Annotated in this window: 19 protein-coding genes; 16 read left to right on the top strand and 3 right to left on the bottom strand. The window is 30.5% G+C overall.

The window, feature by feature from the left end; translation table 11 throughout:
- Positions 1-141: 141 nt before the first annotated feature.
- Positions 142-912, bottom strand: coding sequence for a hypothetical protein (locus tag FYJ83_RS15450; RefSeq protein WP_154442025.1), 771 nt, complete (start codon positions 910-912; stop codon positions 142-144).
- A gap of 213 nt (positions 913-1125) precedes the next feature.
- On the opposite strand from FYJ83_RS15450, the gene FYJ83_RS15455 reads away from it, so the two are divergent.
- Positions 1126-1806 (top strand): Crp/Fnr family transcriptional regulator, encoded by a 681-nt coding sequence (locus FYJ83_RS15455; RefSeq protein WP_154442027.1) that lies wholly within the window; start codon positions 1126-1128, stop codon positions 1804-1806.
- A gap of 39 nt (positions 1807-1845) precedes the next feature.
- Here the strand turns inward: FYJ83_RS15455 and FYJ83_RS15460 are convergent, their stop codons facing one another.
- Positions 1846-4881 (bottom strand): insulinase family protein, encoded by a 3036-nt coding sequence (locus FYJ83_RS15460; RefSeq protein ID WP_154442029.1) that lies wholly within the window; start codon positions 4879-4881, stop codon positions 1846-1848.
- A 142-nt stretch (positions 4882-5023) separates the two neighbouring features.
- Positions 5024-5578, bottom strand: a complete 555-nt coding sequence (locus FYJ83_RS15465; RefSeq protein ID WP_154442031.1) for a hemerythrin domain-containing protein — start codon at positions 5576-5578, stop codon at positions 5024-5026.
- 136 nt (positions 5579-5714) lie between these two features.
- Here FYJ83_RS15465 and FYJ83_RS15470 point away from each other — a divergent pair, with 136 nt between their 5' ends.
- From FYJ83_RS15470 to FYJ83_RS19715, 15 genes are all read left to right on the top strand, one after another.
- Positions 5715-6902 carry an anaerobic nitric oxide reductase flavorubredoxin gene (locus FYJ83_RS15470; protein ID WP_154442033.1) on the top strand — a complete coding sequence of 396 codons (1188 nt, stop codon included), beginning with the start codon at positions 5715-5717 and terminating at the stop codon, positions 6900-6902.
- A gap of 178 nt (positions 6903-7080) precedes the next feature.
- Positions 7081-8124: a sporulation integral membrane protein YtvI gene (ytvI, locus tag FYJ83_RS15475; protein WP_154442035.1), complete on the top strand. Its 1044-nt coding sequence runs from the start codon at positions 7081-7083 to the stop codon at positions 8122-8124.
- A 222-nt stretch (positions 8125-8346) separates the two neighbouring features.
- Positions 8347-9609: a diaminopimelate decarboxylase gene (gene lysA / locus FYJ83_RS15480; protein WP_154442037.1), complete on the top strand. Its 1263-nt coding sequence runs from the start codon at positions 8347-8349 to the stop codon at positions 9607-9609.
- 31 nt (positions 9610-9640) lie between these two features.
- Positions 9641-10786 (top strand): alanine racemase, encoded by a 1146-nt coding sequence (gene alr, locus FYJ83_RS15485; protein WP_154442040.1) that lies wholly within the window; start codon positions 9641-9643, stop codon positions 10784-10786.
- Between the two features lie 10 nt (positions 10787-10796).
- The gene (locus FYJ83_RS15490; RefSeq protein ID WP_154442042.1) at positions 10797-11972 is read left to right on the top strand and encodes a M20 metallopeptidase family protein; all 1176 of its coding nucleotides are present in this window, start codon (positions 10797-10799) and stop codon (positions 11970-11972) included.
- Positions 11973-11986: 14 nt separating this feature from the next.
- Entirely contained in the window at positions 11987-12784 is a 798-nt protein-coding gene (locus tag FYJ83_RS15495) for a M55 family metallopeptidase (protein ID WP_154442044.1), read from the top strand.
- A 75-nt stretch (positions 12785-12859) separates the two neighbouring features.
- Positions 12860-14719 (top strand): sigma-54 interaction domain-containing protein, encoded by a 1860-nt coding sequence (locus FYJ83_RS15500; protein ID WP_154442046.1) that lies wholly within the window; start codon positions 12860-12862, stop codon positions 14717-14719.
- Positions 14720-14739: 20 nt separating this feature from the next.
- Entirely contained in the window at positions 14740-15831 is a 1092-nt protein-coding gene (locus FYJ83_RS15505) for a dipeptide epimerase (protein WP_154442048.1), read from the top strand.
- Positions 15832-16067: 236 nt separating this feature from the next.
- On the top strand, positions 16068-17906 hold the full coding sequence (locus tag FYJ83_RS15510) for a peptide ABC transporter substrate-binding protein (protein ID WP_154442050.1): 1839 nt from the start codon (positions 16068-16070) through the stop codon (positions 17904-17906).
- A gap of 90 nt (positions 17907-17996) precedes the next feature.
- A complete protein-coding gene (locus tag FYJ83_RS15515) occupies positions 17997-18941 on the top strand; it encodes an ABC transporter permease (RefSeq protein WP_154442052.1) in 945 nt (314 codons plus the stop codon).
- The gene (locus tag FYJ83_RS15520; RefSeq protein ID WP_154442054.1) at positions 18941-19909 is read left to right on the top strand and encodes an ABC transporter permease; all 969 of its coding nucleotides are present in this window, start codon (positions 18941-18943) and stop codon (positions 19907-19909) included. The genes FYJ83_RS15515 and FYJ83_RS15520 overlap by 1 nt, the downstream gene beginning before the upstream one ends.
- Positions 19910-19920: 11 nt before the next feature.
- A complete protein-coding gene (locus tag FYJ83_RS15525; RefSeq protein ID WP_154442056.1) occupies positions 19921-20970 on the top strand; it encodes an ABC transporter ATP-binding protein in 1050 nt (349 codons plus the stop codon).
- Positions 20963-21907, top strand: coding sequence for an ATP-binding cassette domain-containing protein (locus FYJ83_RS15530; RefSeq protein ID WP_154442058.1), 945 nt, complete (start codon positions 20963-20965; stop codon positions 21905-21907). Before FYJ83_RS15525 ends, FYJ83_RS15530 begins: the two co-directional genes overlap by 8 nt.
- A gap of 55 nt (positions 21908-21962) precedes the next feature.
- A complete protein-coding gene (locus tag FYJ83_RS15535; protein WP_154442060.1) occupies positions 21963-23000 on the top strand; it encodes a peptidase C39 family protein in 1038 nt (345 codons plus the stop codon).
- A 64-nt stretch (positions 23001-23064) separates the two neighbouring features.
- Positions 23065-23214, top strand: a complete 150-nt coding sequence (locus FYJ83_RS19715; protein WP_195838027.1) for a hypothetical protein — start codon at positions 23065-23067, stop codon at positions 23212-23214.
- Positions 23215-23335: the final 121 nt, after the last annotated feature.

Raw genomic sequence — 23335 nt, forward strand, 5'->3', positions numbered from 1 at the left:
CCTTGGTTTTCCATACGTAATAGATGGTAAATATATGATATATAGTATAATATTGACAAAATGGATGCTGTATTTAGAGCATCCATTTTGTCAAAGCTTAAATTTTACATTAATGCAACACTAGTACCTATATAGGGCTTTTTAGTATTTAAGGGGTGCTTGATGAAGCATATTTACATTACCTTTAGTAAGGAATTTTACTGTACATATAAAATTATCATTTTCCTTATCAAATCTATATTCTTTAAGAATTAAATTTGCAGTACCTGATTGAACTGTGGTAATTACAAAGTCTTCATCTTGAAAATATGAATAGAAATGTAAACCACCTAATTGTATATAATCATCAAATAATACATATTCCTTATCACCATCATGAAGAACTAGAGACCAATTCTGTCCATCGTCCCAGGCCATTTCACCATCAGGTCCTCTTCCAGCAATGGTATAAAGAGAAATAGTTTCCTCTGTTCCATCATTGTCATAGTCTACCTTAGATGAATCAAGTAAAGTCATATCAGTAAAGTCAGCTGGTTTACTTGAAGAAATAGTAAATGAATCTCCTTCTTCTGTATCTTGACCTTCTTTCATAGAATCTACTACTAAGTCTTTTATAAACTCATTTATCTCTATGGATTCTAGAGTATTATCCTCATTATATGCCACCATATAATATTCATTTTCTATTAATCCATTGAACACGCTTTTATCTCTAACTTCTAATTTAATGTTTTCTCCATTGGCAGCAATTTCAATATAATTTTTATTATCTTCAGTTGATTTACTCTCTAAAAATCCTAAATTGGTGTAAAGTTTTTTCTGTGAATCCTCATTAGGAGTACATCCAAAGGAAATAGTTAAGACTAATACAACCAGTAATAATAAAGAAATCTTTTTAGTTAAGTTTTTCATATAATCACCATCCTCTATACTAAAATATCATAATTATATAGCTTTTTCAAGGAACAGAGAATTACAAATTGATTACAATAAAGTTTTATTAATATGATATAAATAGGGTATAGATAATTATGCTTCCCAACTGTGTAGATAAAATGGTTTATGTTTGATGAAATAAAAAATTATCCTATTAAAGTACTAGTATCATAATAAGGAGTTGTTTAAATGGATTGCAATTGTTTTAAAAGAGAAGGAAAGAATTGTATAGAAATAGTACCTATTTTTAGCAATTTAAACTATGAAGAAATGATGGAAGTGGCCAGAATAACAAAAGAAAAGGTATTTGAAAAAGGTGAAATGATATATATGGCTGGTCATAGGGGAGAAAATCTCTATGTAATTCATTCTGGAAAGGTAAAGATAACTCGTTTTACAAGTTCTGGAAAAGAACAGGTAATTAGAGTATTAGGACCTGGAGAGTTTATGGGAGAGCTGTCTCTCTTTAGTCATTTGCCCCTAAGGGATAATGGAGAGGCATTGCTAAAAACTACAGTATGTATGATTGATGGATATAGACTAAAGGATTTAATGAAGAAATATCCTGCAATAGCTTTAAAAGTAATGGAAGAACTAAGTCAAAGACTTGAAAAGGTGGAAAAATTAGTAGAAAATATAAGCTTACAGGGAGTAGAAAAAAGACTTGCAGAGAGTTTAATCAATATGGCAAATGAAAAAGGAGAAATAGCTCTGAAAATGAGTAAAAGAGATTTAGCCTCACATTTAGGAATGAGCCAAGAAACCCTTAGCAGAAAACTAACAGCCTTTCAAGATACGGGAATCATAAAATTAATTGGTCATAGGAGAATTTTATTATTAGATATAGAAGCTTTAGAGAATATAGAATGACCTCTGATTTTACAAAATCAGAGGTCATTCTCATAAATATTACTTTATTAAATTCTTTATGCTATTAAAAAAGTCTTTATTATCTTTGATTATTTTCTCATTTCCCACAGTTACAATATTATTTTCTTTTAACCCTTTTTCAATGATTTCAGCAAATTTCTTCATATCTTCAGGTTTTGTATTTAATATTTCTGTAAGCTCTTTGTTTAAATCCTCAGCTTTAACTCCTGTAAAATAATAATAATCTGCTGTATTTCCTTTACTTAAATTAGAGACTGGAACATAATATTCTGCTAGAGATGAGATAATAAATTTTTCAAACTCTTTCTCATTTAAATCAAAGTTTTTAAGAAAATCTACAGTACCGTTATAAGCATTGTAAGTCTCCTTTAGTTTTGGGTCCCTATAACTCATAAATAGAATATTAGATCCATCGATTATACCAAAGGAAGCACCATATGCTCCACCTTTAACACGAATTTCATTAAATAAATAGTCGGATATAACATTGTTTAATACCTTCATACTACCATTATATTTAGTACCATATTTTGTAAAGTCAAAAGCTGCAAAATTATACAATACATCTGCTGGAGCAACAAATGCTTCATTAGTATCTTTAATATCAAATTTATATTCTTGTGAAGTCAAGTTTTTAGTTTCCAAGACTTTAACTAATGTGTTTAGATTGTCTTTGAAAGCTTTGTATTCAGCATTTTCACCAGTGATACTTACTACTAAATTATTTTTATTGAAAATAGTGTTTGTGACTTCTTCAAGATTTTTAACTATATCTTCAAATTTAGAGTCATAATTCAAATCAAGGTCAGATATAAAGTCATAATAGCCAAAGCCATTTAAATTATCATTATATTTAAAAATAGGTGAGAAATAAGATATATTTCTTATGGCCGCCATATTTGTAGGCATATTATTCAGTTGATTTTCTACATTGAACTTAGACATGGAAATAAGTTGTTTTAGTCTTTCTTTATCATTAAATTTAGTTTTACTTATTTCTTCTGAAATCAATTCAAGCATAGAACCTAAATTTTCACCAGTTGCAATAGATAAAATTCTTAAATTAGGACTATATTCTGTATTACTTCCTGACTTAGTAAATGTACTAGGAATGTAGTTGATTCCACCTGTATACATAGTTTCCTGTACAGGAAGCTGAGAATAGTGATATTTTTCTGTACTCATTTTTCCTAAGACTTCAGATAATAGATTTATATAAGGAATTTGTTCCTGTTTTACAGAAGATGTATCAAAATATAAATTAACACTACCAATACCATTAGTAAATAAAGGATGGTGTAAAGTAGTTATATTGTCAATTTTACTAATATTGGTAGGAGTTTCTTCTATATTAGGTTTTAAGTCTTTCAAAGATAAAACAGGCATAGTATCTAATACTTCTTTAGAATTAGGAGTATTATTCCATTCTTGAAGTTTCTTATATTCCTTTATAATATTTTCGATTTCCTTATCTGAAAGAGAGTCTTTATAGGCTTTAAGCTTTTCTGTTGCAGCAGCCTCCTTTTCCTCCATCAGACCTTTTTTTGGCTGAAGAAGAACTGAAGAACCATGATTATTGTTTAAAATATGCTTTTTAATTAACTCTTCAAAATAAGGTTTATCTAATGCAACTTTTAGTTTTCTAAAACTATCTGCCATATTAATACTTTCAAATGGGTTTTCATCATATAGCCAGCTAAACATTGCTAAATCACTATACATAAGCCCAGTGTTTATATCTCTTGAATATTGTTGTTTTAAATCCAATTCTACAACATTTAAAGTAGATTTAATAAGGTCTTTGTCTATACCTTTTTCTACTATATCTTCTAAAGAAGAAAATAGAACTTTTGCAAAATTGTCCTTCATATCAGAATTGATATTTTGTGCCGTTATTGTCACAAAAGGTTGTAGAAAATTAGAAGAAATTTGAGCATTGATATTATAAAAACCAGCTTTGTTTAGTTCTTGAACCACTGGAGAAGCTTGGTTATTAAACAACATATAAGTCAATACATTGAAAGAAGTCATTGTATCGATTCTAGAATCTCCTTTAACTGCAAAGCTTAGAGCAACAGATGATTTACCCTCTATAGAATCATCAACTGAAATAGGATATTGAACTGTTACTTCCTTTTTATTATTAAATGGTTTTTGAAGTTTAGGCATAGAATCAATTTCTTTTTTATTGAAATCTTTTAAATAATTATCATTAATAAATTGAAGTTTTTCCAATATATCGATTTTGCCGTAAAGATAGATATAACTATTAGAAGGATGGTAATATTTATCATAGAAATCTTTTACCTCTTGGAAAGTCAAACTTGGTATATCAGGAGGATTTCCACCAGATATATAAGCATAGTTTGTATTTGGATACAAACTTTGAATTATGGAATAATAAAGTTGAGCATCAGGAGAGGATAAAGATCCTTTCATTTCATTATATACAACACCATTGTATTGAAGGGGTGAATCCTTATCCTCAATACTATAATGCCATCCATCAACTTTAAAGAAATTTTCATCTTTATAAAAAGCAGGTTTGAAAACTACACTTAGATAAACATCCATTAAATCATTGAATTCTTTATCATTCATACTAGAAAATGGATAAGTAGTTCTATCTGGATAAGTAAGTCCATTTAGATTTTTAGTTAGAGTTCCCTTTACAATCTCAAAGAAGAGATTTCTAACTGGATATTTTTCGGAACCCCCATTTAAAAGCACATGCTCTAAAATATGAGGAATTCCTTTATTGTTTTCTACTGGTGTTCTAAAAGAAATAGAAAAGGCTTTGTTTTCATCATCATTTTCTATTTGAAGTAATTTGGCACCAGTCTTATTATGTTGAAAAATCCTACCAATACCATCTAAATCTTTTAGCTTTTTTTCTTCAATTAATTTGAATCCAAAATATGTCTCTCCAACCTTTAAATCTTTTGTTTCAGCATAAGAAATATTAGGAGATATGCTAGAAAACAAAAAAGTAGATAATAGAACTGCTAGTAAAAGTACAGAAATTTGTTTTTGTTTAACACTAAATTTTTTCATATTTTCCCCCTTTAAATTATATTTATTTGTACTAGTGTATTAAGTTAACGGTACACCAAAAAATACCATTTGTCAACTACCTAATTTAAAAAGTGACCTAAGTAATTATATTCTAGTACTTAGGTCACTCTTAATATTGATTCTATAGATATTTACTCTCCATTTCTTCTATTAATGCAATATATTTATTTTGGACACCGGCTTCAGTGGCTAAATTCTCTATTTTTTCACATTCGTTTTCAATAAATAATTTTGTATTATCATTTAACATGTTTTCTGCAAACTTATACATAGCTGTATTTTCTTTTTCTATATGTCTATCTAATAAATCACTATAGGAAATTCCATTGGCTATAATATCCAATCGTTTTTTATCATCGCCAGATTTAAAGCCTTCTATGGCCTTTTCCAAGTTTGCCATATAGAGTCTTCCCATATCATGTTCTATATACATTCCAGTTATTGCACCTGATTTAGATAATTTTTCTATTTCCTCATTCATGGTCTTGAAAAGAATATCCTCTTCTTTTCCATGATGATGTTTATCTGCATATGTTCTTACAAAATCAATTATTCTTGGGAAATCATCTATATCATAATCCCCTTGAGTCATTAATCTGTAGGAAACTTCTCTAATTACCTTTAACATTCTTCTTATATTTTCATGCTCCTCTACCATTACCTTTATTGAGTTCAAATTTTTCACCTCTTAAAATATTTTCACTATGATTTTACCCCTTTTGTTAAAATAAATAACAAATTAATAATATTTAATGTAAAAGATGGGTAAATATAATGTAAGATTTCATGAAAAAATATAAGGAGGGGTCATAATGAGTTTTAAACTTACAGATAAGGTAAAATGGGTAGGAAAAATTGATTGGGAATTAAGAACATTTCATGGTGAAGAATATTCAACACATAAGGGGTCATCATATAACTCATACTTAATTAAAGACGAAAAGACAGTACTTATTGATACTGTATGGGGTCCATTTGCCCATGAATTTATTGAAAACCTAAAGAAAGAAATTGATTTAAATGATATCGATTATATAATCGCACAACATTCAGAAGTAGACCATAGTGGTGCTTTACCATTATTAATGAAAGAAATACCAAATACACCAATTTACTGTACTGCAAATGGTGCAAAGATATTAAAAGGTCATTACCATGAAGACTGGAATTTTGTAGAGGTAAAAACAGGAGATACTTTAAATATAGGGGAATCTACTTTAACATTTGTAGAAGCAAGAATGCTTCATTGGCCAGATAGTATGATGACTTACATGAGTGGAGACAATATATTATTTAGTAATGATGCCTTTGGACAACATTATGCTTCAGACTTAATGTTTAATGATTTAGTTGATCAATGTGAACTATGGGCTGAATGTATCAAATACTATGCAAATATTTTAACTCCATTTAGTGCTTTAGTAACTAAGAAAATAGAAGAGGTTTTAAGCTTTAATCTTCCTCTTAGTATGATAGCCACATCCCATGGAATTATTTGGAGAGATAATCCAGCACAAATAGTTGAAAAATATTTAGAATGGGCTACTTCATATCAAGAAAACCAAATTACAATAGTATATGATACTATGTGGGATTGTACAAAATCAATGGCAGAATCTATTTCAGAAGGTATAAAGTCAGTAGATAAAAATGTAACTGTAAAATTATATAATGCAGGAATTACAGATAAAAATGATATAATAACAGAATTATTTAAGTCAAAGGCTGTATTATTTGGTTCATCTACAGTAAATAAGAGTATAATGCACGCAACAGCTGGAATCCTTGAAATGATAAAAGGAATAGGATTTAAGAACAAAAAAGCGGCTGCCTTTGGTTCTTATGGTTGGTCTGGTGAATGTGTTGATGTATTAGAACAAAAAATAAAGGATGCAAAACTTGAATTAGTACAGGAAGGAATAAAAATTCTTTGGAATCCTGATGAAAACGGAAAAGCAGAATGTGTAGAATTTGGAAAGAGTTTTGCAGAAAAATTATAGAAAACCATGATATAGAAAATCATATTAAGGAACAAAGGTATGTACCTTTGTTCCTTAATTGTTAATAGCATTTTAGTAAATTTTACATATTTGATTGTAGTAATCTTATATAATTATATAGTATAATTATTTCATATTATTATGGATTGATACAACTGAATACAGAGAGGGGATTAATATGTTTGATCAATTATTTATCAGTAAACTTAAAAAAACAGGAATATTTTTTGCAGTCTTTACAGCAATATATGTATTATTTTTTCTTACATTGCCTTATACACTACCATTTGTTTTAGCTTTTGTATTAGCATTATGGATAAAACCATTAAATAGGTATATTCAAAGAAAGATGAAGATTTCCAATGGAATATCCTCTTTAATAACTACCATATTGGTTTTTACTGTAATATTGGTAATAATATCAGTCATATTATTTAAGATTACAAACGAAGCAATATTGCTTATTACAAAGATTCCTAATATTGAAGTTATAAAGGATTATATAAAGGAATTGACCCATGAGGCAAGTAAAATATTTGGGCAATTAGATCCTACTATATTGGAAAAAACTTATCAATATTTAAGTGCTATGATGAACAATGTACTGAATGTATTAATTAAGATTTTAAACTCTATTTTATCTTTTGTACTTAAAGTGCCATCTGTATTAATGATTGGATTTATCACATTTTTGGCTACTTACTTTTTTTCAAAAGATATGAGCTTTTTTAATCAAAATTTCTATTCTATTTTCTCTCCACAGGGAAAACGTAGAATGGAGAATGTTATAAAACAGGCAATAAGCATGATTACAGGATATATTAAAGCCTTTTGTACAGTAATTCTAATAACCTTTGTTGAAACATTAATTGGATTTTCAATACTTGGCATTGAGTATGCCTTGATTCTCAGCTTTACAGCATCATTTATGGATGTTTTGCCTATAGTTGGTGTTAGTATAGTTTATATACCACTGGCTATATATTACTTTATTATAGGAAATACATTTGTTGCAGTAGGAATAATGGTATTATTAGCCATAGTTACAGTGGTTCGTCAGATAGTAGAACCTAAACTAGTATCAACTAGTTTAGATATTCATCCAATAATGATTTTAGCTGCAATATTTATAGGTCTTAAAGTCTATGGGTTTATTGGGATGATTTATTTAATTGCTTTAATCATATTCTACAAGATTTTAGTAAAAGTAAAAGCTTTATAATAAGTATAGGTCGATGAAAAAGTTAAATTCATCGACCTATTATATTTATTTGAAGTCAATTTAAGGTTCTGAAAAGGGGAAAAGAGTACTGTAATTAGGAAAAAACTATTAAGATTAAGTTTAAATTTAAAAAAAACCTAAAGTTTATCCATTTCTTAAATTGGCATATTTTTTGCTTACGTTATAATATAAAATAGAAATGATTTATAGGAGTTGGATTACATGAAAAATCTTATGTTTGCAGGATGCGATATTGTAAAATTAGCAGAAAAATATAAAACCCCTCTTTATATAATGTCTGAGGATTATATTGTGGAGAGATTAAGAGAAATAAAGAATGATTTTTTAAATAGACATGAAAAAACTAGAGCAGTATATGCAAGTAAAGCTTTTTTAACTAAGGAAATGGCTAGAATAGTCCATAGAGAGGGAATAGGAATGGATGTAGTGTCTGGTGGTGAGCTTTATACTGCCATGAAAGCAGAATTTCCCATGGAAGATATAATATTTCATGGAAATAACAAAACCATAGATGAATTAGAATTGGCAATAGAAAACAATGTAGGAAGAATAGTAGTAGACCATATAGAGGAAATGGATTTAATTGAAGAAATAGCCAAGGAAAAGAATAAGAAGGTTTATATACTGTTTAGAATAAGTCCTGGTTTAGAAAGTGACACCCATAAATATATACAGACTGGGCAAGTGGATTCAAAGTTTGGAATTCCATTAACTGAAAAAACCATAAGTTCTGCCATGGAAAAAGCATTGAATTTAGAATTTACTGAGTTACTAGGATTTCATTTCCATATTGGCTCTCAACTTTCCGATAATGAAAATCATATTAAGGCAATAGATATAATGACAAAGTTAATGAAAAAAGTTAAAGATGAATATGGATTTATTACAAAGGAATTAAATACTGGTGGTGGCTATGGTATTCATTATTCTGAAGACGAACACAGAAAGCCTTTGTCATATTATACAGATTCCATAATGATAGAAATAGAAAAGCAATGTAAGTCATATGATTTGGAAAGACCTTTAATAATAATAGAACCAGGAAGATGGGTAGTAGGCGAAGCAGGTATGACCATTTATTCCATAGGAGCCATTAAAGAAATTCCAGGAATCAGAACATATATATCTATTGATGGAGGAATGCCTGATAATCCTAGACCAAGTCTTTATGAGGCAAAATACGAAGGTGTAATTATAAATAAGATTCATGAAGAACCAACAGAGATAGTTACCATAGCGGGAAAATGTTGTGAATCTGGAGATATTTTAATTTGGGATTTAAAAATACCAAAGGTTGAAAGAGGAGATTTCCTAGGGGTATTGTCTACTGGTGCATATAATTACTCCATGTCCAGTAACTATAATAGAATACCAAGACCTGCTGTAGTTATGATAACCGAAGGAAAAGATAGATTAATAGTTAAAAGAGAAACCTATGATGATATATTAAGAAATGATCTATAATTAATATAATCAAATAAATAGGAGGATATAGATGGAACTTTTAAGGGATACATTTCTTGAAGTCAACTTGGATAATTTAATATATAATATAAAAAGCATAAGAAATATGGTGGGAAAAAATGTGGCAATAGCTTCAGTAGTAAAGGCAAACGGATATGGACATGGAGCTAATAGTATTGCTAAGGACTTAATGGAAAACGGATCAGACTTATTAGCAGTAGCAACTTTAAATGAGGCATTGGATTTAAGAAAAAACTTCCCCCGATACCCAATATTTATTATGGGATTTACTCCTGATAGACTTTTAGAATATGTAGTGAAATATAATATTATCCAAAGCATATTTTCATATAATCAAGCCAAGGTATTAGATGGTTATGGGATTAAATATAATAAGAAAACCATAGTCCATATAAAATATGATACTGGGTTTAATAGATTGGGATTTAGAGATTCAAAGGAAAGTATAGATGAAATAGAAAAAATCTGCAAACTACCAAATATAAACGTAGAAGGTATGTTTTCTCACCTTGCCCTTACAAATAAAGATGAAGATGAAAAACAATATAATAGATTTAAAAATGCAATAAAAGAGTTAAATAATAGAGGAATATCCTTTAAATATACACATATTGAAGATAGTATATCAGCAGTAGATTATCCAGAGTTTAGAATGAATATGATTAGACCTGGGGCTATAATTTATGGTATAAAGGGCTTTCATCATAATTCACTAGATATAAAACAGGTGTTAAAATTTAAAACCAAGATATATAATATAAGAAAAATAAATAAAGGTGAAGGAGTAAGCTATGATTTTTTATGGAAAGCAGAAAGAGATAGTATAATTGGCACAATGCCTTTTGGATATGCTGATGGTTATCCAAGAAATCTAAGGGATAAAGGCTATGTCATGGTCAATGGACAAAAGGCACCTATTATTGGAGTAATATGTATGGATCAATGTATGGTAGATTTAACAGATGTAGGAAAAGTTTCAGAAGGAGAAGAAGCGATTATTTATGGTGATGGAACTGATGGTTCTTTAAATATTCATAATGCTGCATTATTGGGAGAAACCAATAAAAATGAAATAATCAGCAAAATTAGTATGAGAGTACCAAGGATTTATATTAGAGATGGAAAGATAGTGGATATAATAGACTATATTGGTTAAGGAGAATTAGATGGATATAGAAAAAAGAGTAGATGATTTGTTCGGGGAGCTAGTAGATATAAGAAGGGATTTTCATAAATATCCTGAATTAAGTGAAGAAGAATATAGAACCCATGAAAAAATATGTGAGTATCTTGAAAAATGGGAAATAGAACATATAAAAAATGTGGCTAAAACAGGAGTAGTTGCCATAATAAGAGGAAAAAAACCTGGTAAAACTGTAGGGGCTAGAGCAGATATAGATGCTTTACCAATTGAAGAATTAAATGACTTAGAGTTTAAGTCTGTAAATAAAGGAATAATGCACGCTTGTGGTCACGACATTCATACAGCTATCCATCTTGGAGTAGCCAAAATCTTGAAGGATATGGAAGATAATATATGCGGAAATATAAAAATATTTTTCCAACCAGCAGAGGAAACCATAGGGGGAGCAAAGCAGATGATAGATGAAGGATATTTACAAAATCCAGATGTGGATTATATATTATCTCTCCATGTAATGCCTTATTTAGATGTAGGTAAAATTCAACTGAAACAGGGTAAAATGAATGCTGCCACCAATGAATTTTCCATAAAGATAAAGGGTAAATCCAGTCATGCGGCTTATCCCGAGGAATCAGTAGACGCCATAGTTATATCTGGATATATAATTACTGCTTTACAATCACTAGTAAGCAGAAATATATCTCCTCTTAACTCAGTTGTTTTAACTTTAGGTAAAATCAATGGAGGAACAAAAAATAATATAATAACAGATGAAGTCATTATATCTGGTACCTTAAGGACATTAGATGAAGATACAAGAATATTTGCAAAGAAAAGGCTAAAAGAAATTGTAGAAAATACAGCAAATGTTTATGGAGGTGAAGGAAAGGTTCATTTTGAAGAAGGTTATCCTGCTCTTATAAATAATGATGAAGTGGTAAATATTTTACAGGATACAGCTGAAAACCTATTAGGAAAAGATAATGTAGAGTTTAAGGAATTTCCAAGTATGGGTGCAGATGATTTTTCTTATTTTCTAGAAAAAGTAAAAGGGGCATATTATAATTTAGGCTGCGGAAATAAATCTAAGGGTTGGACAGCACCAATTCACAATGGAAACTTCATAGCAGATGAAGAATGTATAAAGGTAGGAGTTCTTTTACAGACAAAGGCTTTACTTAAATTATTAAATATATAATGGAGAGTGAAATAATGAAAGTTTATATTAGTGTAGATATAGAAGGAATAACAGGAGTTACTAATTGGAATGAAACTGAATTAGGTCATGGTGAATGGCAATGGGCAGTTGAACAAATGATAAAGGAAACCATAGCAGCTTGTGAAGGAGCTTGTGATGCTGGTGCTACAGAAATAATAATAAAAGATGCCCATGATTCAGCAAGAAATATGAATATATCAAGATTTCCCAAGGAGGCAAAGGTCATAAGAGGGTGGGACTCATCTCCTGAATCAATGATGGCAGGTATAGATGAAAGCTTTGATGCTACAATTTTCATAGGCTATCATTCCGCAGCAGGAGAAGATGGAAATCCATTGGCACATACAATGAATTCTAAAAAAATAACCTGGATAAAAATAAATGGAGAAATAGCATCTGAATTTGCAATCAATACATTTATATCTGAATATTACAATGTTCCAGCAGTATTTTTATCAGGAGATAAGATGTTATGTGAAAGTGCAAAAAAACTGATTCCAAATATAGAAACTGTAGATGTAAAGGTTGGAAAAGGTGGAGCAACATTTAATATTCATCCAGATACTGCCTGTGAGTTAATAAAAGAAGGAGTAAAAAATGGATTACAAAAAATAGATAAATGTAAAATAGAATCTCCAAAAGAATTTAAAATGGAAATAAGATTCAGAGAACATCAAGATGCTAGAAGGGCTAGTTATTATCCAGGAGTGACACTTATAGATCCTCATACCGTAGAATATATAGGTCAAAATATTCAGGAAATCATAACAGCAAAGATGTTTATACTATAAATTTTAATATGGTACTACAATAAATCATCAAAAAGTGATATAATTGAATGAAAAATATCTCTAAAGGGTGATTAAATGGCTTTTAATTCAGAATCCTATGTAAAAATGTTTACTGATATGATGTCTGAAGGATTTATAGTAATAGATAATAAGGGAAGTATTCGGATTTATAATGAAAAGGCCAAGGAAATTTTTGGTATAACACAAGAAGGACAAAAACACCATGAGGAAGGAAAGTTAGAGTCTGGTGATATAATCATTATTGGTGACAATTCAATAGGTAAAGACGATGGGAAAATAGACTCTGAAACATTGAAGTTTTTAGGAATAAAAGATAATACCATAGGTAAAGGAGATTCTCTTATTGTAGTTGGAGTATTTAATGAAAATGGAATAATAGAACCAGTCTTTAAGACTTTAAAAAGTAATCATAAAGAAAGTTCTTTAGTTCTAAACACAGAGTATTTGGAAATTCCTATGGAGATAAAAATAGATTTTGCAAATAAACTAATATCCATTAAAGTAAGAGATGAAGAGTTTATCATGAATTATATCAATGCCATTGGACATATGGTGATTTTAGATGGAACTACTAAAGAAATGAAATTTTATCAATCCCATGGATATACTGCAAGAGAAGAGAGCATCAATGATTTACTAAAGGGAAAAGTATATAGACCTAAAGGTAAAAACACGGAGACTTTAGATGTAATAGGAAAAAACATTTTTCAAATTCATAAATCGGATTCAATAATTGAAGAATTTTTTAATGTGGCTAAAGGTGAAGATATTAGTTATATAGATAGATTTGAAGATATTAATGGCTATCCTACTATGTGTACACTTTTACCTGTGGAAGACAAAAATAACAGAATAGGTGCGGCTTTAAAGGTTGAAGATATTTCAGAAATAAAGAGAATTATAAAGGAAAGAGATAATGCCATTAATAAGCTGGAAAAAGCAGAAATTCAATTAAATGAAGAAAAGATATTGAATATAGCATTTTCAGACTTTAGGGGAGACAGTAAAGAAATTGAAACTGTAAAAAGAATGGCATTAAAGGCATCGAAGACTAATTCCAATGTATTGCTTCTTGGAGAAAGTGGAACAGGAAAGACTATTCTTGCAAAGCATATCCATGAAAATAGTAAGCTTAAAAGCAAAAGGTTTATCCATGTAAATTGTGGTTCTATACCTGAAACTCTATTGGAATCTGAATTATTTGGATATGAGAAAGGGGCTTTCACAGGAGCACTTTCTGAAGGGAAAAAGGGTTTTTTTGAAATAGCCAATGGTGGAACTATATTTCTAGATGAAATCGGAGATATACCTATGAATTTACAAGTTAAGCTATTGCAAATTATCCAAGAAAAATGGCTTTATAGAGTAGGTGGTACAGAAAAGATTGAAGTAAATATAAGGATAATTGCTGCCACTAACAAGAATTTAGAGGAGGAAATGTTAAAGGGAAATTTTAGAGAAGATTTATATTATAGGATAAATGTATTTCCCATATGGATACCTCCCTTGAGAGAACGTAAAGAAGATATAATTCCACTAATAGATACTTTGCTTCCTAAAATATGTAGAGAAATAGGATGTGAGCCTAAAAGAATTTCTTCAGAAGCAATTAATATATTGGTTAAATATAATTGGCCAGGAAATATAAGGGAGTTAGAAAATATTTTAGAAAGGGCTGTTAACTTAGCAGAAGGAAATAATATTCTTTCTAAACATATAAAACTAGGATCAAATAAACAAGAAAATAAAGATGAAAGTATAAAATCTCTAAAGGATTCATTAGAAGAATATGAAAAGAAATTAATAGAGGAGATTTTGTCCATTTATAAGGGAAACAAGAAAAGGACAATGGAAGCCTTAAAAATAAGTAAGACTACATTTTACGAGAAAATAAAGAAATATAATATAGAATAATACTACTAAGGAGGGATTAAATGAAGATAAAAGAAATAAAAGTAGGCAAAATAACAGTACCTCTTAAAAAATCTTTTAAAACTGCCCTTAGAACAGTTCATAGTATTGAAGATATAGTAGTTAAGGTAGTTACTGATACAGGTCATGTAGCATATGGAGAAGCAGCGCCTACAGCTGTAATTACAGGAGATACTAATGGGTCCATAAGATGTGCCATAGAAGATTATATAGCACCTCAAATAATAGGTTTGGATATAGAGAATATGGAAGAAATAATGACCAGAATAGATAAATCTATAATTAAAAATACATCTGCTAAAGCGGCAGTAGATATTGCAATATATGATCTTTTCGGACAACTGTATAATGCACCTTTATATAAACTTTTAGGAGGATATAAAAAGGAAATAATTTCAGATTTAACCATAAGTGTAAACGAGCCTTCTGAAATGGCAGAGGATAGTATTGATGCTGTAAAGAGAGGATATAAGACTTTAAAAATAAAAGTAGGTCTTGATTCAAAGATGGATATGGAAAGAATAAAGGCAATAAGAGATGCAGTGGGATATAATATAGATTTAAGATTAGATGCAAATCAAGGCTGGAAGCCAAAAGAAGCCGTTATGTTACTTAGAAAGATGGAAGATAAAGGTTTCAATATAGAGCTTGTAGAACAACCGGTTTTAGCCAGTGACTTAGATGGATTAAAGTTTGTAACAGATAATGTAAATATACCTATATTGGCTGATGAATCTGTATTTTCACCAGAAGATGCAGTGAAGATAATTCAAAACAGAGCTGCTGATTTAATAAATATTAAATTAATGAAAACAGGTGGGATTCACAATGCACTAAAGATATGTTCTGTTGCAGAAATATATGGAGTAGAATGTATGATAGGGTGTATGTTAGAAAGTAAATTAAGTGTAAGTGCAGCAGCTCATTTAGCAGCATCTAAAAAGATAATAACAAAGATAGATTTAGATGGTCCAGGGTTATGCAAAGAAGACCCAATTATAGGAGGACCAGAATTCAATGACTATAGAATCATCTTAAACGATGATGGAGGATTAGGATTTAAAGAAATTAGAAATTTAAGTTTTAGTTCATAGAGTTGACTGATGTCAACTTACAATTAAAATTATCAGATAATTGCGTCAATAAAACCTAGTTAGAATATTTAAAATATGTTTGTTTTATATAACAATTATTTCTAATCTATTTATATGGAATAATATTTTCAAAATCATAATAAATAGTTAGTAAACCTTAAATATATTGATACTAAAATCATTACCTTGAGGAAGGGGGACAGCATTATATAATTTTAAAATAAAGGGGGATAACAATGAAAAGGTTAATAGCAATGATGTTAGCAATAATGATGATCTTGGCAGGATGTAGGGGAAAAACAGATAAGGCTTCAGGAAAAGGAGGAGAGCTTGTTGAGTATTCAACAGTCTATTCAGGAGAAATCACCACATTAAACTACTTAGTAACTGCAAGTACAAATGAATTTGCCTTAGCTGCAAATATGGTAGACAGTTTAATTGATTATGATAAATACGGAGTGGTTATACCTGGCTTAGCAACTGAATGGCATAATACAGAAGATGGATTGATTTGGACTTTAAAAATTCGTGAGGGAGTAAAGTGGCTTACTTATGATGGTAAGGAATATGCGGAAACTAAAGCTAAGGATTTTGTAGATGCAGCTAAATACTTACTAGACCCTAGTAATGAATCTCAAACTGCAAATATATTTTATTCTGTAATTAAAAATGCAGAGGAGTTTTACAATGGGGAAATAGATGACTTTGAGCAAGTAGGAGTAAAGGCTTTAGATGATTATACATTGGAGTATACTTTAAAAGAAAATACACCATATTTTTTATCCATGTTAAATTATATTTGTTTCTTACCTGTTAATGGAGATTTTTTAGAAGAAGTAGGAGGTAGATTTGGAACAGACAATACTAATGTATTATACAATGGAGCTTTTATAATGGAAACCTTTGAGCCACAAACTAGAAGAATCCTTGTGAAAAATCAGGAGTACTGGGATAAGGATAATATATTTATAGATAGAATAAAGGAAACTTATAATCAGGAATCTGCAACACTATCCCCAGAATTATTTCTACGTGGAGAAACTGATTATGCAGAGATTCCAGCTTCTTTAATTGAGGAATGGCTGAAAGACCCAGTTAAAAAAGATGTAGTCAGACCAATTAGAACCAATTTCTATACTTATTTTTACGCATTGAATTTTGACCCTAAATTTGATGCTGAATATGAACCAGATAATTGGAAAATTGCCGTAAATAACCAAAGCTTCCGTAAATCACTATTTCATGGACTAGATAGAAAATCTGCCATGACAACATCAGAACCTTATAATCCAGAGCAAAGATTATCAAATACTATTACACCAAAGAGCTTTGTTGACCTAGCTGGAGTGGATTATACTGAATTAGGAGGACTAGATGAATTTGTAAATACAGATTCATTTAACGAAACATTAGCAAAAGAATATAGAGATAAAGCTATGAAAGAATTACAAGGCAAGGCAAAATTCCCAATAATAGTATATATGCCATATAACTCAGGTGGAACTGAATTAGCAAATAGAGTGCAGGTCATAGAACAGCAGATGGAGAACCTGTTAGGAAAGGATTATATAGATATTCAAATAGATCCAAAACCACCTACAAACTTCTTAACAGAAGTAAGGCGTTCTGGAAAATATGGATTCTTAGAATGTAACTGGGGACCAGATTATGCAGATCCAGAAACATATACAGACCCATTTACTCCTGGGGCAAACTATAATTTCCCAGAATATGTAGAAGGCTATACAGATTCCAATGGAGAAAAGACTTACACCAACTTAACTAATAAAGCTAAAGCAGAAGTTAGAGACATAAATAAGCGTTATGAGTTATTTGCTGAAGCAGAAGCATTTTTAATCAAAGAAGCTTTTGTCATTCCTTATGCAGTTGGTGGTGGAGGATATGCAGCAGGTAGATTGAACCCATTTGAATCTCAGTATTCACCATTTGGAGTATCATCACAAAGATATAAGGGACAGCGTATCATGGAAAAGCCTATGAATACAGAAGAATATAAAAAAGCACTTGATGTATGGGAAGAAGAACGTGCAAAGGCATTGAAAGCTGACAAATAATAATATAGACCTAAGGATTATTTGTAATCCTTAGGTCTATAAATTAAGATACTATATTATATTTAGTTATGTATAGAAAGAAGGGAGAACATGATAAAGTATTCTATTAAGAGACTATTACAATCTTTATTTACCCTATTTATAATAGTGACCATAGTATTTTTACTTATGCGATTATTACCTGAAGAAGGATATTTCGGGGCATCTTATGATAAATTAGATGAACAGCAGAAAGAAGCTATTTTGACAAGTATGGGGTTGCGAGATCCTATACATAAACAATTAGGCAGCTTTTATAAGAAATTATTAGAAGGAGATTTAGGTCAGTCTATTACCTTTAGACCAAAGGTTCCTGTTGCCGAAATAATTAAAGATAAAATACCATATTCTCTATATTTTGGTCTAGCAGCCATAGGAATTTCTCTAGTTGCAGGAGTAAGTCTAGGAATTGCCATGGCAATGGGTAAAGGCAAGATGTGGGATAAATTGGGAACAGGATATGTAGTGTTTATAAGAGCAGTACCTGCGGCAGTATATTTTCTTTTCTTACAATTATATTTGACCAGTGTATTTAAACTCCCTATATTATTTGATATAGATAAGCCTATAAGCTGGATACTACCTACTATATCCATGTCCTTAGGAGGGATAGCCAGTTATGCAATGTGGATAAGAAGATATATGGTAGATGAATTGAATAAAGACTATGTGAAATTGGCTAGAGCTAAAGGATTAAAAGGTAGAAAAATAATGATAAAACACGTATTTCGTAACGCCTTTGTCCCTATGGCACAATACCTTCCTGCCACCATATTATTTACCATAGCAGGTTCAATTTATATTGAATCTTTATATTCAATTCCAGGTATGGGAGGACTATTGGTGGAAGTCATTAAAAGACAAGATAATACTTTAGTACAGGCATTAGTACTTATATATTCTTCCATAGGAATAGTAGGACTATTTTTGGGAGATATACTTATGGCTATCTTTGATCCTCGTATAAATTTAGAGAAAAAAGGAGGAGCTAGATAATGGGAAAAAGTATAGTAAATAAATTAACAGATTCTATAAATGAAGACTTATTTGAATTTCAGGAATATGATGAAGAAGAAGCTAAAAGAGGAGGATACTCTAATTACTCCTATTGGTATTCTACATGGAAAGTTTTTATTCAAAATAAACTAGCTGTATTCCTTTTGATTCTAATGTCTCTCTTACTTATATTCACCTTGATACAACCTTATTTACCAAATCAAAAATCACCAACTGAAATCCATATAAATCAAGAAACTAGACTACCGCTTTCAAATAATCCTCCAGATTCAGAGTTTTTATTTGGAACAAATACAATTGGTCAAGACCTTTGGTCCCGTATATGGAGTGGTTCTCGCACATCACTTCTTATTGGATTAGTTGTGGGGGCATGGGAAGCAGTAATTGGAATTACCATAGGTGCAATGTGGGGGTATATACCTTGGCTAGATAGGCCTATAACTGAAATCTATAATGTAATAAATAATATTCCAAAAACTATAATATTGGTTTTGATGACCTATATAATGAAACCAAGCTTATATACCATGATAATTGCCATGGGGTTGACTAGTTGGATTGATATGGCTCGCTTTGTAAGAAATTTGACGGTTATTATTAGAGATAGAGAATATAACCTAGCGTCAAAATGTTTAGGTACTCCTACTAGAAGAATTATAACTAAAAATCTACTTCCATATTTAGTATCAGTTATAATGTTAAGCATTGCACTGTCAATTCCTCAAACAATTGGATATGAAGTGTTTCTAACATATATAGGTTTAGGATTACCAGTAAGTATTCCATCTTTAGGAAATCTTATAAATGAAGGAAGACTTCTTATGATGGCTCCAGCACAAAGATACCAGTTGATTTTTCCATCAATAATTATTTCCATAATAACTATCTCATTTTATATGATGGGAAATGTTTTTTCTGACGCAGCAGACCCTAAAAACCATGTATAGGAGGTGTAACTATGGAGAAGGAAAATATTATATTATCTGTAAAAGATTTAGTAATTAAATTTAAGTTAAGAGGAGATATATTAACAGCCATAAGAGAAGCTTCCTTAGACTTGTACGAAGGAGAAAGTCTAGCCATAGTAGGAGAGTCAGGTTCAGGAAAATCAGTTTTTACTAAGAGCTTTATGGGATTATTAGATGGTAATGGATGGATAGACTCTGGAAGTATAATATTTGAAGGTGAGGAAATATCCAAATATAAGAGGGAAGAGGATTGGATTAAAATCAGAGGAAAAAAAATTGCCATGGTATTTCAAGACCCTATGACTTCTCTGAATCCTTTAAGGAGTATTGGAAAACAGGTTCAAGAGGCAGTAGAATTACATCAGGGACTGAAGAGAGATGAAGCCAAGAAGAAAACCATAGAAATATTAAAAGATGTAGGAATTACTGAACCAGAAAGAAGATATAGGCAATATCCCCATGAGTTTTCAGGAGGTATGAGACAAAGAGTAGTCATAGCCATAGCCATAGCCTGTACTCCAAAGGTATTGATATGTGATGAGCCCACTACTGCATTAGATGTAACTATTCAAGCACAAATATTAGACTTACTTAAAGGATTAAAGGAAAAATATAAATTGACTACTATTTATATTACTCATGATTTAGGAGTTGTAGCCAATGTAGCAGATAGAATAGCAGTTATGTATGCAGGAGATATAGTTGAAATAGGAAAGTGTGAAGAAGTATTTTATAATGGACAGCATCCATATACTTGGGCATTATTATCTTCGTTGCCCCAACTAGGAGTAAAGGGAGAAGATTTATTTACTATTAAAGGTACTCCTCCAAATTTATTTTATGAAATAAAGGGAGATGCTTTTGCACCTAGAAATCCTAGGGCATTGAAAGTTGACTTTATTCATAAACCACCATATTTTGATGTAAGCCCTACTCATAAGGCAAAGACTTGGATTCTAGACCCTAGATCACCTAAAGTAGAGCCACCAGAATCCATAAAGATTCTAAGGGCACAGTGGGAGGTGGTTAGTCATGGTTAGTAAAGAAAAAGAAATTTTATTGGAAGTAAAAGATTTAAAGGTAGAATTTGGAAGAAGAAAGAAAAATAAATTTGTAGCAGTAGATAATGTGAATTTTAACATATATAGAGGTGAAACATTTGGTTTGGTAGGAGAATCTGGCTCTGGAAAAACAACTATAGGTAGAGCTATAATAAGATTAAATGAAACAGCAGGTGGGGAGATTATATTTAATGGAGAAAAGATTAATGGAAAAATAAGTAAAGAACTAGATAGAGCAATAACCAAAAGAATTCAAATGATATTTCAAGACCCTATGGCGTCTTTAAATGAAAGAGCAAAAGTTGATTATATTGTATCAGAAGGGCTTTATAATCTGAAAAATTATAGAGATGAAAAAGAACGAAAAGAAAAAGTAGAAAAAGCTTTGCTGGATGTAGGTCTTCTGCCTGAGTTTTTAAGTCGTTTCCCCCATGAATTTTCCGGTGGACAAAGACAAAGAATAGGAATAGCAAGGTCTGTAGTTATGGAACCGGAGCTGATAATAGCAGATGAGCCTATATCAGCTTTAGACGTATCTATTCGTGCTCAAGTTCTAAATCTAATGAAGGAGCTGCAAAAGGATAAAGGGTTGACTTATCTTTTCATAGCCCACGACTTATCTGTAGTAAGGTTTATAACCGATAGAGTGGCAGTGATTTATAAAGGTAAAATAGTTGAATTGGCAGAAACGGAGAAACTTTACAAAAATCCGCTTCATCCCTATACTAGGGCCTTATTCTCTGCTATTCCATTACCTGACCCGCGAAGGGAAAGGTCTAAGGTACTGGAAGTTTATGACCCTAATTGCCATGACTATGAAAATAATCCACCTAAGTGGATAGAAATAGAACCTGAACATTTTGTATTGGCAAATAATGAGGAAATAGAAGAATATATTAAAATTATAAATAGTTAAGATGAAAACTCTATTTTACATGGAATATAATTAAAACAAGGGGGAGGGAGTATTTATGAACCAATGGAACAATTTTACTGAAGCAGAAGACTTATTCTACTTTGGAAACTTAATTATCAATGGAGGAGAGGATTTTGTAGAAGGAGAAAAAGAAAATATTATTCTCAATAATAACAATGAAATAATTTTAGAAAAATCATCCCTTCAAGGAAAATATATATCACCTATAATGACTACACAAGGTTTTAATGAGTTAGTAGCTTCGTGGAATGTAGATACTCCAATGGGAAGTGAAATTGAACTACTGGTTAGGGTAAAGGTTCAAGAACAATGGAGTAATTGGGTTACCTATGGGAAATGGTCTGAAAATGGGAATAGAGAAAGTGTAAACAATCAATCTGATGGAATGATAAATATGTCTATAGATACACTAGAAGTACTTTATGGAAAAGATGCAAATGCTATTATTTATATGGTTGAACTAAGACGTGAAAATATAAATATACCTAGTCCTAAAGTAAGAAATATATTTTTTGCATTGAAACTAATAGATGAAATAGAAAATGCTGTAGCCTTAGATAAGGAATACTTCATGGAGCTCAATGTACCAGAAAGGTCACAAATGGTAGTGCCAGAAATAGGAAGTGTAATATGTAGTCCAACATCTTTATCCATGGTTTTAGAATATTATGGGTACTATGTAGATACTGTAGAAGTAGCAGAAAATGTATTGGATAAAGGGGCAAATATTTATGGAAACTGGTCCTTTAATGTTGCCTATGGAGGTACTAAAGTATATTCTTATGTAGCTAGATTTACATCTATTAATGATATAAAAGAAAAAATAGTAAGAGGTATTCCTGTTATAGCCTCTATAAAGTCCATAACTGAAGATTCATTAATTGGAGCACCACAAACTTATCCATCTGGACATTTACTAGTAGTAAGAGGATTTAAAATAAAAAATGGAGAAGAATATATAATAGTAAATGACCCAGCAGCAAAAGAAGTTGAAACAGTACGGAGGGAATACAAAGTATCTCAATTTGAAAGGGTATGGAGTAAAATGGTATATATTTTAGAAAAGAAATAGATTAAAATATAGCCTCAAAGGTTAAAGCAATTTAATCTAGAGGCTTTTTTATGACTAAAAATAAATGGGATATTTAATAATGAAAAAATTAAAACGTGTTGTTATAAAAGAGGGATTAGTAATGCTTACTGAAGATATTGAGAAAGCAATCTTATTGAATCAGTCTGTCGGTAAATTTGTAGATAGTGAATTGAGATATAAAGGATTAATATGAATTATAGGTAACTTGAATTATTTCAATAGGTTTATTTCTTCAAGTGATATATTGAAAATTTAAGATAGATTTGTATTTTGAAATTAGCAAAGTATATTTAAAAGTGTTTGAAAATGCTGAA

The sequence above is a fragment of the Tissierella pigra genome (assembly GCF_009695605.1).
Lineage (GTDB): Bacteria > Bacillota > Clostridia > Tissierellales > Tissierellaceae > Tissierella > Tissierella pigra.